Genomic DNA, 14,346 nt, shown 5'->3' on the forward strand with positions numbered 1-14,346 from the left:
CCGCATGCTGACCTTAGGCAGCCTCACTTTTGCAGCACCCTGGCTCCTCGCGGCCCTTGCCGTGCTGCCGATCCTGTGGTGGCTGCTGCGCCTGACGCCGCCCAGCCCGCGACGCATCGCGTTTCCTCCGATCCGCCTATTGTTCATGCTGCGGCCGAAGGAAGAGACGCCGCATCGCACCCCGTGGTGGCTGATCCTGCTGCGCCTCATCATCGCCGGCTTGGTGATCGCCGGACTGGCGCAGCCGTTGTGGAACGCGAATTTCGGTTTTCCGCGCAACGGGCCAGTCATGGTCGTGCTCGATGACGGCTGGGCCGCGGCCCACGGCTGGGAGCAGCGCAAGGAAGCCGCGCATAGGTTGATCAATCGGGCGGAGCGCAATGGCCGTCAAGTCATTCTCGCCACCACGGCACCGCAGGAAAGCGCGTCCGGCATCGGCCTGACGCCGATGCCCCCGGCGACGGCAGCGGCGCAATTGGCGGCGCTGGAGCCTTCACCCTGGCCGAACAATCGTGCCGCGGCGACGGATCGGATTACCAAGGCCGAGCTGCCGTCGAATCTCAACATCTTCTGGCTCAGCGATGGGATCGGCAGCCAGAAGGCCGAGACGGACACCGCGTTCAGCGATGCGCTGTGGGACCGCGGCACGCTCGACGTGATGAGCTTGAAGCTGGATCTGCCGCTACTGGTCTTGCCGCCGGAGCGCGATGCCGACGGCTTGTGGGCCAGAGTGACGCGTGCGCAGATCGGCGCCGCGCAGCCAGTGAGCCTGCGGGCGCTTGATCGCGAGGGCCGTACGCTCGGCATCTCCCAAGGCCGCTTCCGGCCCGAGGAACGGACGGCACGCATCAAGATCGATCTGCCGGTCGAGCTTGCGAACCGCGCCAGCCGCATCACGTTGGAGGATGGCCAGACCGCAGGATCCGTCGCGCTGATGGATGATGGCGGTGGCCGCAAGCCAATCGGCCTCGTCACCGAGAACGCGGCTTTGTCTCGCCAGCCGATGCTGGGCGACCTCTATTTCGTCGAGCGCGCGCTGGCGCCCAACCACGAAGTGCGCGCCGACCGCTTGCAGACTCTCCTGAAGCAGGAGTTGGCGGTCATTGTGCTGACCGACAATGCGATCTTCGGGGAAGGGGACCGGACAGCCTTGCGCAAGTGGGCCGAACGTGGCGGCATGGTGGTGCATTTCGCAGGCGAGAAGCTGGCGGGCGACCCGAAGGATGATCTACTGCTGCCAGTGCGCCTGCGCACCGGCGACCGCACCTTGGGCGGCGCCTTGTCCTGGACCGAGCCGGCACATCTAGCAACGTTCCCGAACTCGTCGCCCTTCTCCGGTCTTGAGGTTCCAAAGGACGTCGAGATCAAGCGCCAGGTGCTGGCCGAACCCGATATCGATCTTGGTGCCAAGACCTGGGCGCGCCTCACCGATGGCACGCCGCTGGTGACGGGCGAGCGTGTGGGCAATGGGTTCTCGGTCCTCTTCCATGTCAGCAGCACGGCGGATTGGTCGAACCTGCCGATCTCCGGTCTGTTCGTTCAAATGCTCAACCGGCTGGTGATGACCGCATCGGGCGTCGTGACCAATGCCGACGAGAACCGGCCGCTAGCGCCGGCCCAGACCTTGAATGCATTCGGCCAGTTGACGACGCCGATCGCGTCCGCAGTTGCCGTCGTCGCCAAGAATCTGCCGGACACCAAGGTCGGGCCGCTGCATCCACCCGGTTTCTATGGCCCGGATAATCAGCATCGCGCGCTGAACATTGCGCCATCGCAGCCGGTATTCGCGCCGCTGACCATTCCGGCGCGTCAGCTTGCGGCGGATCGTACGCTGGACCTGGCGCCGTCGCTGTTCCTGATCGCATTCCTGCTGCTGATCGCGGACATGCTGATCGCGCTGGCCCTGCGCGGGTTGCTGCGGCGACGCGGCGCGGTGGCCACAGCGAGCGCGGGAGCGATCGCGCTCTGGCTGCTGATGACACCGCAGCCGTCGGAAGCGCAGCAATTACCCGAGCAGGACATCCTCGCCGCAACGGAGACCACGCATCTGGCCTACGTGCGGACAGGCGTGCCACAGGTCGATGCCACCAGTCGTGCAGGACTCTATGGCATCACCCAGACTCTCCTGCGCCGGACCTCGGTCGATGTCGGCAACCCGGTCGCGGTCGATGTGGAGGTGGATGAGCTGTCCTTCTATCCATTCCTCTATTGGCCGGTGACGGCCGGACAGCGCACGCCGTCACCCGAGGCGATCGACAAGCTGAACCACTATCTCGCGGTCGGCGGGATGATCCTGTTCGACACTGCTGATCAGAATCTGGTCGGCATGACCGGCGGCGACATGGGACCGGGTGCGCAGCGCCTCGTCGAGCTGACGCCGGGCCTGGACGTGCCGAGGCTGATTCCCATGCCGCCGGACCACGTCCTGACAAAATCCTTCTATCTGCTGCGCGACTTTCCGGGCCGGTGGATCGGCGGAACCGTGTGGGTGGAGGTGCCGCGAGGCCGCGTCAATGACGGTGTTTCCGGCATCCTGGTCGGCAGCAACGACTATGCGGCCGCATGGGCGACCGACGAAGTGGGTCAGCCGATGTTCCCGGTGACGCCCGGCGGCGAGCGGCAGCGCGAAATGGCGTTCCGGTTCGGGATCAACATGATCATGTATGCGCTGACCGGAAACTACAAATCCGATCAGGTGCATGTGCCGGCGATCCTGGAAAGGTTGGGGCAATGATCCGCGACGCCTACTCGATCGCCTTTGATCCATTGCTGCCCTGGTGGTTGGTCGCGGCGCTCGCGACATTGTTCGTGGCGCTGGTCGGATATGCGCTGGTGCGGCGTGCCCGGGGCGCGCTGCTGCGCTTGCTGGCAGGCGCCGCCCTCACGGCGATCCTGCTCAATCCCTCCCTGGTGCAGGAGCAGCGTGCCTACCAGAAGGATATCGGCCTGGTGGTGATCGATCGCTCGCCCAGTCAGACCTTGGAGAACCGCACGGCCGACGCCGATGCGGCGGTCGCCAAGCTGCGCGAGACAGCCAAAAACTTCGAGGACCTGGATCTGCGCGTGGTGGAGACCAAGGGTGGCGTCGACTATGCGGAAAAGGGCACGCAACTGTTCGACACGGTGCGCGAGGCATTGGCCGACATTCCGCAGAAGCGCTTGGCCGCCCTGGTGCTGGTGACCGACGGCCAGGTGCACGACGCACCCGCTGCGGCGCGGGAGCTCGGCATTACCGCGCCGGTGCATCTGGTCATGACCGGCAATCCTGACGGCAAGGACCGGCGCATTGTCGTGACGCAGTCACCGACCTATGGCTTGGTCGGCAAGAGCGTTGATGTCACGTTCCAGGTCGATGATCTGGGCAGCCCGGCCCTCGGTGTCGCGCGTGTGACGATCCGCCGCGACGGGCAGCGGATCGCGGACATCGACGCGCCGGTCGGCAAGCCGCAGAGCGTCCCGCTCGACATCGTGCATGGCGGCCAGACCGTGTTCGAGATCGAGGTCGCGAGGGCCGAGCAGGAGTTGACGCTGGTCAATAACGCGGCGGTGTTCGCGGTCAACGGCGTGCGCGACCGGCTGCGCGTGCTGCTGATTTCCGGCGAGCCCTATCCCGGCGAGCGCACGTGGCGCAACCTGTTGAAATCCGATCCGTCGGTCGAGCTGATCCATTTCACCATTCTACGGCCGCCGAACAAGCAGGACGCGACGCCGATCAACGAGCTGGCACTGATCGCCTTCCCCGTCGACGAGCTGTTCGATATCAAGCTGCGTGAATTCGATCTGATCATCTTCGATCGGTTCCAGCATCTTGGCATCCTGCCGGACGAGTATTTCCAGCACATCGTCGAGTACGTGAAAGAAGGCGGCGCGGTGTTCGAATCCGCGGGACCGAGCTCCGCGGGCCAGTTCAGCCTCTATCGCACGCCGCTGGAGCAGATCTTCGCAGCGCAGCCGACCGGCGAGATCCGCACCCAGGGCTTCCAGCCGCAGGTGACGCCGGTAGGCTTGCGCCATCCTGTCACCAATGACCTGCTGCCACCCGACCAGGACAAGCCGAGCTGGGGCCGCTGGTTCCGCGAGATGCCCGCGAGCTCCGCGCGCGGCGTGACAGTCATGAGCGGGATCGATGGCCTACCACTGCTGATCCTCGACCGCGTCGGCAAGGGCCGCGTCGCGCAGCTCTTCTCCGACCAGCTGTGGCTGTGGTCCAAGGGCTTCGAGGGCGGCGGCCCGCACGCCGAGCTGATCCGGCGGATCGGCCACTGGCTGATGCAGGAGCCGGACCTCGAGGAAGAGGACCTGCGCGCGACGGTGATCGACGGGCGTCTGGAAGTCCGCCGGCAAAGCCTCACGACCCAAATCGACGAGGTGGAGGTCACCCGACCAGACGGCACAAAGGAGAAAGTGAAGCTGCGCGATGATGGCCGCGGCCGCGCGACCGGCTCAATCGCCGCCGCCGAGCAAGGGCTCTACAAGGTTACCGATGGCACCCGCCAAGCTTTCGCCGCCTCCGGCGCGCTCAATTCCAAGGAATGGTCGGACCCGCGCGCCAGCGCCAGCCTGCTCCAGCCGCTGGTGGACGAGACCGCCGGCGGTGTGCAGGCAGTCAGCGTCAACGGCCAGCCCAACTGGCGCCGCGTGCCGGTCGACGGCGCCATGGCCGGCAGCAACTGGCTCGGCCTGCGCCAGAATGCCGACTACACGGTGACCGGCGTCACCAACATGCCGCTGCTGCCAGCCTGGGCCGCGCTGCTCCTGGCGCTCGGCCTGGTGCTGCTGGCGTGGCGACGGGAGAGCAAGTAGACAGCGCGCTCGTAGGCGTCTGCCGCGCCTAGCGTCCCTGTCGATTCCTTGCATATGATGCGCGACCAGAACGGCGCGAACGGGGGAAATCGAGGAAATCGACCGGTGAATATAGCCGTCGTCATCTGCACCTTTCGGCGACCTGGTTCCCTCCATCGAACATTGGCGTCTCTGGCCCAATGTGCTCCTCCACGCCGTTCCGCGTGGAGCATCGCGGTCGTAGACAACTTCGGCTGCATGCAGACCCAGAATGTTGTCGCGTCCTTCCGCGACCGCCTGCCCATCGAGATTCTAGTGGAGCGAAGACAAGGTCTGGCGCACGCCCGGAACGCGGCAGTCGCAGCGATAGATTGCGATTACTTCATATGGACCGATGATGACGTGACCGTCAGCTGCAACTGGATCCGCGACTATGAAGCGGCATTCGAGCGGCATCCGGAAGCGGCGTTCTTTGGTGGTCCAATCCTGCCCCAGTTCGAGGGCGAAGCACCAGCTTGGCTCGCCACGTGCCTGCCTGCCGTCTACACCGCCTTCGCGGGCCGAGACCTGTCCAAGAATGTGACCAGATTCGACCGAAACTCAAAGGAGCTGCCGTTCGGCGCGAACATGGCCATTCGCGCACGGGAGCAACGTCAGTTCTCGTACGACGTCAGGCTGGGTCGCCAGCCCGGCCGGCAGATTCTGAGCGGCGAGGAATCGGATTGCCTGGAGCGTATCTGCTCCGCCGGCGGGATAGGATTCTGGCTTCCGAGCGCGCGAGTCGACCACCGGATCGATCGGAAGAGGCAGTCGATTGCTTATCTGCGGCGTTATTACGCGGGTGTCAGTTTCGGCAAGACCCGCGCACGGCTACTCAACGGATCAGCAAGGCCGCAGGTCGGGACGCTCGGTGCCAGATGGAGATTGGTGCTCAGCGGTGGACGCTACCTGTGGGGCCGGCTGAGCGGCCAACCCAAGGTTTGGATTAGGGCGCTGAAGCACTCGGCGAGATTAAGCGGCGAGCTTGCGGCCCGGCGCGAGCTTCACATGGCAGGCCGCGACGCGCGGAGGCTCGAACAATGAAACGTCCCATGCTCATCCTCGGACTCGATGGTTTCGAGCCGAGCATCGCCGAGTGCCTGCTTGCCAAGGGAGGAATGCCCAACCTGCGGGCGCTTTCGGCTGCGAGCGCGCGCTATCGCCTGGATCACGGCGAGGCGAAGCGAACCGGCTTGGCCTGGGAGCACTTTGCGCTGGGGCGAGAGCCATCGGCTTACGGCCGTCATGCTGCCGTGCACTTCGATCCCGCGACCTACTTGGTCAACCAGGAGGGAACGTCGTCCAAGCCCTTTCTTGCCGATCTGGCCAAGCAGGTCCTCGTCTTCGACGCACCGTATTTCGATCTTGGCGCCGCCCCGAACTGCACTGGTCTGGTGAGCTGGGGCGCGCACGATGCCGGCGTAACGCCGCATTGCAATCCCGCGGGCCTCACCGAAGAGATCACTTCGAAATTCGGCCCCTATCCAGCGACCAAGTACATCTACGGCTTCGTCTGGCCAAACAAGCGCAAGGCCCGCAACATGGCGACGGCGCTGGTCGAAGCGGTTGAGCAGCGTAGCGCCATCGGCCATTGGCTGTGCACGGAGCGCCTACCCGGCTGGGATGTCGCTGTGATTGTGGTGAGCGAGTTCCACTCGGCGGTTGAGGCACTGTGGCACGGTTACGATCCCGATCATCCCCTTCACGATCACCGCTCGTCCAAGCCCGCTCGCGCCGGAATCATCGGTGTCTACGAGGCATTCGACCGGATGCTTGGAGTCTATCGCCGGTCAATCCCTGAAGCGGACATGATCGCCTTCTCGATGCACGGCATGGGGCCCAATGAGTCGGACGTGCCAACCATGCTGCTATTGCCGGAGCTCATGTACCGCGCGAGCGTTGGAACGGCATTGTTCGAGCCACGCGAGGATTGGCGCGGTGCTCTCCTCCCCACGCTCGAGCGCAAGGAATCGTGGAACCGCGCCGTCAAGTCTTGCCTGCAACACCAGCGAGAGGATGATGGAACGGGACTCCCGCTCGATTGGATGCCGGCGACAGCGTACCGCAGGTACTGGCCGACGATGGAAGCATTCGCGCTGCCCTCCTACTACGATGGGCGCATCCGGATCAATCTGAAAGGACGCGAGCGTGACGGCTTGGTGAGCGCCACAGACTATGGCGCCAAGCTCGACGAGATCTGCGCCTTGCTCGAGGAATGCAGGGACCCAAGAACGAACCAGCCGGTCGTTCGCCACATAACCCGCCCGGTCGCTGCGGATCCGTTGAAGGCCGGCCCGACCGAATCCGATCTCGTGGTGGTCTGGCGTGGCGCGCCGCTTGCCTTCCAGCATCATCGATATGGACTTATCGGACCAGCGCCGTACCGGCGTACCGGCGGGCATACCGGGGACTCGGGCATTGCCTATTTCAGCACACCACAGCTTCCCCGGGGTGACTTCGGGACAGCCAGTGCGTTCGACGTGGCGCCGACGCTCGTCGACTTGCTTGGTCAACCGCAGCTCCCGCATCTCAGCGGTCGGAGCCTACTCCAAGCGGAATGCGCGGCGGCAGTCTAGAAAACGTCAAAAACAAAACGGCCCCGCTTGCGCGGGGCCGTTGTCGGTTCGAAGAACCAGAGAAGTCGCTTACATGGCGACCAAGGCGTCATACTCCCTCAGGAGCGCCTGGACTTCCTCGTGGTCGCAGCCCTTGCTGACCGCGAGCACGCGGGCGTCGGTCTTCGCCGTCTCGATGAGCGTGAGGCGCTCACCGCCGCCGATCTCGTGATTGACGGCCGCGTCGATCTTGGTGCCGAGCGCGCGCCAGGTTGCGCGATCATGCACGACGCCGCGGCAGATCTCTGCCAGGCGGACCGCCTCTTGGAGTTGAGTCCATTTCGCAGCCGAATCCTGAGCCAAGGCAGCGCCGGCGCTGCCGGCAACACCGGCGGCCAGGGCCGCTGCCAGGAGCTTGCGGGAGAACTTCTTGGACATTTTGGCCATCCCTTCTGGTTCTTGGTTGTCCGATTTGGGGTTTTGAGAGAAAACCGCGCCTAGTCTCTGGCGGTCGAAGGCGGTTTGCAACCTTTTTTGTCGTCCAGACCGCGGAATTCCGCCATTGATAGACGGGTTTAAGCCAAATCCGGGCGTGCGAGTCGGGCATGCTCCGCCCCCGTTGCACCCCGGCCACAGCAGGGGAACTAACGTGCGATTGACCAAGCGGTTCCGCGATTTGATTGAGGCCGAGGAAATCCTGATCTTGCCTGGCATTTTTGACGCGCTCAGCGCTCGCTTGGCGGCGGAGGCTGGCTTCCAGGCTGTGGTCGGCGGCGGATATGCGGCGACCGCCAGCTTGATCGGCGCGCCCGACATCGGGCAGCTCGGCTTGGCGGAGATGGCCGACCATTATCGCCGCCTAGCCGATTCGATCGACATCCCGATCCTGGCTGACGCCGACACCGGGTTCGGTGATTCGGTCAACGTGGCGCGGACGGTCCGTGCATACGAACGCGCCGGCGTGGCGGCCCTCATCATCGAGGATCAGGTCGCTCCGAAACGCTGTGGCCACATGGAGGGCAAGCGCGTCATCCCCGTCGCCGATATGATTGCCAAGATCAAGGCGGCGCTGGACGCGCGAGTCGATGACGACCTGATGATCGTGGCGCGGACCGATGCGCGCGCGATCGAAGGTCTGGAGGCCGCAGTCGAACGCGCGCAGCTCTACCGCGCCGTCGGCGCCGACATGATCTTCGTCGAGGCGCCGCTCAGCACCGACGAGATGGCTTACATCTGCTCCGATATCGCGGCCCCCTGCCTTGCCAACAACGTGGAGGGCGGCAAGACGCCCATCCTCTCCGCCGAGCGGCTGGAGGAAGTCGGCTATGCGGCGGTCGCGTTCCCGGTCTCGGCCAGCTATGTGGCGGCCAAGGCCCTGCGCGCTTTCTTCTCGGACCTGCACGCGGCCGGCGATACGAGCACACTCACCGACCGTATGCTGCATTTCGCCGCCTTCCACGAGATCGTCGGCCTGCCGAAGCTCAGGGAGCAGGAACGTGCCTGCGATGCCTTCGCGCGTGAATTCCTGGAGCGCGCGGCGGAACTCGATCGCGAGGACTAGCACCCTGGATCGGTCCGTGTCGGAGCCTGCGTCCTCACATCACGTCTTTGATATTATTGCCAAATATCGATTGCGAGGTCTTAACACACGATTTATCCAGGAGGCATAGCATGAGATAAGAAAGGTTTGGCCGCGTCGGGCTTGGCACCCCATCCGACCAAATTCAGAGATCAGGATCGGCTATCGGTCGGAACAGGTTTTCAAAAGATGGATCACGACAACACCTCGCGCCAGCTGGCTTCGCAAAGCTACAAGCTGCCCATCGAGGATCAGGAGTTCCTGCTGCGCGATGAACTGCGCGGTCTTCGCTTCCAGTTGGAATACAGCAAGACAGAATTGCTTTTGCGCGATTGGGGCATCCGCTCCACCATCATCGTGTTCGGCAGTGCACGCGTGCCCTCGCCCGAGCAGGCGGAGTTGTTGCGCGAAGGCAAGGTCGCAGGCGTCGACACGGCGACGGCGCAGAGCCGGTTGCTGCTCGCGCCCTACTATGAGGAAGCGCGCAACTTCGGCCGCATTGTCTCGCTGCAAGGCGGCGCGCTCAATCCGAAGAGCGGAGTCCGCGACAACGTGATCGCGACCGGTGGCGGTCCCGGCATCATGGAAGCCGCTAATCGGGGCGCCTTCGAGGTCGGGGCGCCGACTATCGGCTTCAACATCTCATTGCCGCACGAGCAATATCCCAATCCCTATACCACGCCGGACCTGACCTTCCGCTTCCACTATTTCGCCATGCGTAAGATGCACCTCGCGATGCGCTCCAATGCGCTTGCGGTTTTCCCCGGCGGGTTCGGCACACTCGACGAGCTGTTCGAGATCCTGACGCTGCGCCAGACTGGCAAGTCCTCGCCCAAGCCGGTCGTGCTGGTCGGTCGCGATTACTGGAACGGGATGGTGAACTTCCAGTGGATGGTCAATCACGCCATGATCGACAAGGAAGACCTGGAGCTGTTCGCGATCTGCGATAGCGCGGAGGAGGCCTGGGCTTCGCTGCTGGATCGCGGCCTGGTCCTGCCGGAGTAGGCCATTGTTTCGGATCGCTTGAAGCCGAATCCGCGAACCCTTGATGCGGCGGACCTGCCGGCTCGGCTAGAGTGCGGGGCAAACAGCCGGCAGGACGCGACGGGCAGCACCTGATGACGACAACCACCTATTTACGCGGATCGATCCTGCATTTCCTGCGCGATCCGGGCGCACCGGCTGATCCGGAGGCGTGGGAATATTGGGAGGATGGCTGCCTCAAGATCATCGACGGCCACATCGGCGCAGTCGGTCCGGCGGACGAGACTCTCAAGACGCGCGCCGCGCAGGACGCGCTGCATGACCATCGCGGCAAGCTGATCCTACCCGGCTTCATCGACACCCATGTGCACTATGCGCAGGTCGACGTCATCGCCTCCTACGGCCGGCAATTGCTGGACTGGCTGAACGACTACACCTTCCCGGCAGAGCGTGCCTTCGCCGATCCGGATCATGCGCGCAGGATCGCGAGCCTATTCCTTGATACACTGCTGCGTCACGGCACCACGACCGCAGCCGTCTATCCGACGGTGCACAAGCAGTCGGTCGATGCCTTCTTCGAAGAAGCACAGAGACGTCGACTCCGCATGATCTGCGGCAAGGTCCTGATGGACCGCAACAGCCCGGACTATCTGCGCGACGATGTGCACGACGCGGAAGCGGATTGCCGCGAATTGATCCAGCGCTGGCATGGCAAAGATCGCCTCGGTTATGCGCTGACGCCGCGCTTCGCGCCGACGTCGAGCCGTGAACAGCTTGCGATGGCCGGGCGTCTCTATGCGGAGACTGGCGTCTGGATGCAAACGCATCTTGCGGAGAATGCCGACGAGATACGCTGGGTGAAGGAGTTGTTCCCCGAAGCTCGCTCGTATCTCGACGTCTATGATCGCTTCAGGTTGCTCGGGCCGCGCTCGGTCTTCGCGCACTGCATCCATCTCGACACGGAGGATCGCGCGCGCTTCGTCGCGAGCAACAGCGCGATGTCGTTCTGCCCGACCTCGAACCTGTTCATCGGTTCCGGCTTTTTCGATCTCGAGGCAGCACGAAGCCTGGGAGTGCGCGTCGGCCTCGCGACCGATGTCGGCGGCGGGACCTCCTATTCCATGCTCCAGACACTGGCCGAGGCCTACAAGGTGCTGATGACCCACGGCCAGCGCCTCAACGCCTGGCGCGGGCTATGGCTGGCGACCCTCGGCGGAGCGGAATGCCTGTCTCTCGACGACACGATCGGCAATTTCGCGATCGGCAAGGAGGCGGATTGCGTGGTGCTGGATCTGGCCGCCACGCCCGTGCTCGATCGGCGCATGCAGGTCGCCACGGCGCTGGAAGAGCGGCTGTTCGCCCTGATGATGCTGGGCGACGACCGGACGGTCGCCGCGACCTATGTCTTGGGCGAGCGACGCATTTAGCTACTTTTATCTTGATAATGTAGCTAATCGCTACTATTGTTCGCGGTAAATGGAGCGAACGATGGCCAAGCAAGACGTCACCATTCTGCGGCACGCCGACGGCACCGCTCAGCACGCCATCCTGCCATGGGACGAATATCAAGCGCTGCTTCGCGCAGCGGAAGGACGCGGCGCACCCCCGTTCCCGCCTGCGATTCCAGGGGCAGTGCAGCAGGCGACCGCGCAGGGGACTCATCCGGTACGGGCCTGGCGGGAGTATCGCGGGCTCAACCAAGGGCACCTCGCTTCGATCGTGGGGATCAGCCGCGCCTATCTGGCGCAGATCGAAGGCGGCGAACGGACCGGCACGTTGGAGGTAATGGCCCGCATCGCGCGCGCCTTGGACCGCAGCATCGAGGACCTGATGGCGCTGGCCTCGAATGATTTTGCCGTCATCGTTGCGACGCTCGGTGCGATGCCCGCCAAGGTGAAGGATCTTGCGTCCCCGATCAGCGAAAGCAGGTGGCGATCCAGGCCCGCAAGCGGCGCCTTCTCCTTGCTAGAGCATGTCTGCCACCTGCGAGACATCGACCACGATGGCTATCGCCTGCGTCTGCAGCGGATGCTGGCAGAGGAGCAGCCATCTCTGCCTGACATCGACGGCGACGAGCTGGCGAAGGAGCGCGACTACCAGAGCCAGGATCCGACCGCGGCGCTCGCGGCCTTCACCGCCACGCGTCTGGAGATTGTCGCCCGTCTCGCCAAGCTGACGGCGGAGGAGCGCCGGCGCACCGGTTTCATGGCCGGGGCCAAGGAGGTCACCGTCGAGGGGCTGGCCGAGGCCATGATGGCGCACGATTCCGCCCATCTGGACGAAATGGCGGAGCTGCTGTCGGAAGCGACCTAGCGCGGGCTATGCGCTCAGTACCGCCCGCAGACCGGCGACACTGAACGGCTTGCTCAGACAGGCGACGGCGAGCTTGCTGCCGTCCTGCCCGATCCGGCGCGCCATCTGCGAGTATTGATCGCTCGCACCGGACACCAGGATGACGCGCGCCGTGCAGCCGACCTCGCCGAGCCAGCGGATCAGTTCGATCCCGTCGACTTCGGGCATGAACAGGTCGAGCGTGACGATGTCCGGCTTGCTGCGTGCGTACGCGGCCATGAAGAAGCTGCCGTGGTCCACGGTATCGACCTCGAATCCCAGGTCGCTGCCTACCCGCCGAATGACCGACAGCACGCTAGGATCATCATCGACCGATAGAAGCCGCCTTGACATAAACCTGATCTCGCCGCGCCACCCGGTGATGCCGGCTCGCGCCAGTTTTCTGAAGACCGAATCAATCTATGGGCCGAGGCTTAACATGCGCATAACGGCCGATTAGGCCGAGTGGATTAGGCCCGGCCCTGCATACCAGTGCGGCGCGAGATTTGATCGATCGATCAACCTATGCCTGGCGAGAAACTTCATTTCATGCGGCGGGAATCCCGCTGCGAAAAAATCGCGCGGAGCCGGTTCTTAACCGGACTTTTGCCATGCAAGGGCCAAGATCGTCTGTATGATCGCCGCCCCTGACCAGCTTTGCCGGAGAAGCTACGTGGCCGAGGAACTGTTCCGTCTGAGTGGATTGCCGCCCTACGTGTTCGCGGAAGTGAACGCGATGAAGGCAGCCGCCCGGCGGCGCGGAGAGGATGTCATAGACCTGGGCATGGGCAATCCGGACGGCCCGCCTCCACCTCATGTGGTGCAGAAACTGGTCGAGACCCTGAACAACCCGCGGGTCCATGGCTACTCCACCTCGCGCGGCATTCCGGGGCTCCGCCGCGCCTTGGCCGGCTACTACCAGCGCCGCTTCGGGGTCGGGCTCGACCCCGAGACAGAGATCGTCGTGACTCTCGGCTCCAAGGAAGGTCTGGCGAACCTGGCCCAGGCGATCGTCGCGCCGGGCGATGTGGTGGTGGCGCCGGACCCCTGTTACCCGATCCACGCCTTCGGCCAGATCTTCGCCGGCGCCACGTTGCGCTCCGTGCCGATCGGACCGGGCATCGACTTGTTCGCCGGGCTCGAGCGCGCGATGCGGCAGGAGCCGAAGCCGCGCTGCGTCGTGGTCAACTTTCCGGCCAATCCGACCGCCCTCACCGTGGGCCTCGACTTCTACGAAAGACTGGTGGCCCTTGCGCGCGAGCTCAACATCACCATCGTGAGCGACGTCGCGTATGCAGAGATCTACTTCGACGGCAATCCGCCGCCATCGATCCTGCAGGTGCCGGGCGCGAAAGAGATCGCGATCGAGTTCTCCTCGCTCTCCAAGAGCTACAACATGGCGGGCTGGCGCATCGGCTTCGCGGCGGGCAATCCGCGCCTGATCGCCGCGCTCGCAAAAATCAAATCCTATCTCGACTACGGTGCCTTCACGCCGATCCAGGTGGCAGCGACCACTGCGCTCAACGGACCGCAGGAGTGCGTGGCTGAGATCCGCCAGCGCTACAAGGATCGGCGCGACGTGCTGATCGAAGGGCTTGCGCGTGCCGGCTGGCATGTGCCGGTGCCCAACGCTTCGATGTTCGTGTGGGCGCCGTTGCCGCCCGATTTCGCTGCGCTTGGCAGCCTGGAATTCTGCAAGCATCTGTTGGCGGAGGCGAAGGTGGCGGCAGCACCCGGTGTCGGCTTCGGCGCCGGCGGCGAGGGTTTCGTGCGGTTCGCCTTGATCGAGAACCGTCAGCGCCTGCGCCAGGCCGCACGCAACATCGCGCAGGTCCTGCGCCGCAGCAATTCCATCAGGAACGCGAGCTAGCCACCGACGCCTGTTCGCTGCTGACTTTGGCAGGGAGCGGCCGTGACGAGGCTTGCCGGCAGGCGCACGGTAATGCATGTGCCTTCGGCGATCGCGCTGTCGATCGCGATCGTGCCGCCGTGCCTTTCCACCAGCGAGCGCACGATCGCCGGATTTGACGCGCGGGTAACGTGCGCAAAAGCGAGGGAGCGATCACGCACTCGGCA

Annotated in this window: 12 protein-coding genes; 9 read left to right on the forward strand and 3 right to left on the reverse strand. The window is 64.4% G+C overall.

The window, feature by feature from the left end:
• Positions 1-4 precede the first annotated feature (4 nt).
• Genes DTX69_RS05590 through DTX69_RS05605 form a run of 4 tightly spaced genes read left to right on the forward strand, consistent with a single transcriptional unit; the run spans position 5 to position 7,397 of the window.
• Complete coding sequence (locus DTX69_RS05590; protein WP_119300529.1) at positions 5-2,734, forward strand: DUF4159 domain-containing protein; 2,730 nt, start codon at positions 5-7, stop codon at positions 2,732-2,734.
• A complete protein-coding gene (locus DTX69_RS05595; RefSeq protein ID WP_119300530.1) occupies positions 2,731-4,803 on the forward strand; it encodes a hypothetical protein in 2,073 nt (690 codons plus the stop codon). The genes DTX69_RS05590 and DTX69_RS05595 overlap by 4 nt, the downstream gene beginning before the upstream one ends.
• 57 nt (positions 4,804-4,860) lie before the next feature.
• The gene (locus tag DTX69_RS05600; RefSeq protein WP_284735602.1) at positions 4,861-5,865 is read left to right on the forward strand and encodes a glycosyltransferase family A protein; all 1,005 of its coding nucleotides are present in this window, start codon (positions 4,861-4,863) and stop codon (positions 5,863-5,865) included.
• On the forward strand, positions 5,862-7,397 hold the full coding sequence (locus tag DTX69_RS05605) for a hypothetical protein (protein ID WP_162916715.1): 1,536 nt from the start codon (positions 5,862-5,864) through the stop codon (positions 7,395-7,397). Before DTX69_RS05600 ends, DTX69_RS05605 begins: the two co-directional genes overlap by 4 nt.
• 69 nt (positions 7,398-7,466) lie before the next feature.
• Here the strand turns inward: DTX69_RS05605 and DTX69_RS05610 are convergent, their stop codons facing one another.
• A complete protein-coding gene (locus tag DTX69_RS05610; protein WP_162916717.1) occupies positions 7,467-7,814 on the reverse strand; it encodes a hypothetical protein in 348 nt (115 codons plus the stop codon).
• 211 nt (positions 7,815-8,025) lie between these two features.
• On the opposite strand from DTX69_RS05610, the gene DTX69_RS05615 reads away from it, so the two are divergent.
• The 4 genes from DTX69_RS05615 (at position 8,026) to DTX69_RS05630 (ending at position 12,252) form a co-directional block, all read left to right on the forward strand.
• Complete coding sequence (locus DTX69_RS05615; RefSeq protein WP_119300534.1) at positions 8,026-8,937, forward strand: isocitrate lyase/PEP mutase family protein; 912 nt, start codon at positions 8,026-8,028, stop codon at positions 8,935-8,937.
• A gap of 207 nt (positions 8,938-9,144) precedes the next feature.
• Positions 9,145-9,960 (forward strand): LOG family protein, encoded by an 816-nt coding sequence (locus DTX69_RS05620; protein WP_119300535.1) that lies wholly within the window; start codon positions 9,145-9,147, stop codon positions 9,958-9,960.
• Positions 9,961-10,073: 113 nt separating this feature from the next.
• Positions 10,074-11,366 carry a guanine deaminase gene (gene guaD, locus DTX69_RS05625; RefSeq protein ID WP_119300536.1) on the forward strand — a complete coding sequence of 431 codons (1,293 nt, stop codon included), beginning with the start codon at positions 10,074-10,076 and terminating at the stop codon, positions 11,364-11,366.
• Between the two features lie 61 nt (positions 11,367-11,427).
• Positions 11,428-12,252: a DinB family protein gene (locus tag DTX69_RS05630; RefSeq protein ID WP_162916719.1), complete on the forward strand. Its 825-nt coding sequence runs from the start codon at positions 11,428-11,430 to the stop codon at positions 12,250-12,252.
• Between the two features lie 6 nt (positions 12,253-12,258).
• Here DTX69_RS05630 and DTX69_RS05635 read toward each other — a convergent pair whose 3' ends face one another.
• On the reverse strand, positions 12,259-12,624 hold the full coding sequence (locus DTX69_RS05635; RefSeq protein WP_119300538.1) for a response regulator: 366 nt from the start codon (positions 12,622-12,624) through the stop codon (positions 12,259-12,261).
• Positions 12,625-12,943: 319 nt separating this feature from the next.
• Between DTX69_RS05635 and DTX69_RS05640 the strand changes: the two genes are divergently transcribed.
• Positions 12,944-14,140, forward strand: a complete 1,197-nt coding sequence (locus DTX69_RS05640; protein WP_119300768.1) for an aminotransferase class I/II-fold pyridoxal phosphate-dependent enzyme — start codon at positions 12,944-12,946, stop codon at positions 14,138-14,140.
• On the opposite strand, the gene DTX69_RS05645 is transcribed toward DTX69_RS05640, so the two are convergent.
• Complete coding sequence (locus DTX69_RS05645; RefSeq protein WP_119300539.1) at positions 14,137-14,340, reverse strand: ATP-binding protein; 204 nt, start codon at positions 14,338-14,340, stop codon at positions 14,137-14,139. The two genes, DTX69_RS05640 and DTX69_RS05645, sit on opposite strands and share 4 nt — an antisense overlap.
• Between the last annotated feature and the right edge of the window lie 6 nt (positions 14,341-14,346).

The sequence above is a fragment of the Dongia deserti genome (assembly GCF_003574735.1).
GTDB classification, from domain to species: Bacteria; Pseudomonadota; Alphaproteobacteria; order Dongiales; family Dongiaceae; genus Dongia_A; species Dongia_A deserti.

Bases quoted from the DNA above. Each gene is read 5' to 3' on its own strand.
- DTX69_RS05590 (WP_119300529.1), top strand. From the start codon at position 5: ATGCTGACCTTAGGCAGCCTCACTTTTGCAGCACCCTGGCTCCTCGCG.
- DTX69_RS05595 (WP_119300530.1), top strand. From the start codon at position 2,731: ATGATCCGCGACGCCTACTCGATCGCCTTTGATCCATTGCTGCCCTGG.
- DTX69_RS05600 (WP_284735602.1), top strand. From the start codon at position 4,861: ATGCGCGACCAGAACGGCGCGAACGGGGGAAATCGAGGAAATCGACCG.
- DTX69_RS05605 (WP_162916715.1), top strand. From the start codon at position 5,862: ATGAAACGTCCCATGCTCATCCTCGGACTCGATGGTTTCGAGCCGAGC.
- DTX69_RS05610 (WP_162916717.1), bottom strand. From the start codon at position 7,814: ATGTCCAAGAAGTTCTCCCGCAAGCTCCTGGCAGCGGCCCTGGCCGCC.
- DTX69_RS05620 (WP_119300535.1), top strand. From the start codon at position 9,145: ATGGATCACGACAACACCTCGCGCCAGCTGGCTTCGCAAAGCTACAAG.
- guaD (WP_119300536.1), top strand. From the start codon at position 10,074: ATGACGACAACCACCTATTTACGCGGATCGATCCTGCATTTCCTGCGC.
- DTX69_RS05630 (WP_162916719.1), top strand. From the start codon at position 11,428: ATGGCCAAGCAAGACGTCACCATTCTGCGGCACGCCGACGGCACCGCT.
- DTX69_RS05635 (WP_119300538.1), bottom strand. From the start codon at position 12,624: ATGTCAAGGCGGCTTCTATCGGTCGATGATGATCCTAGCGTGCTGTCG.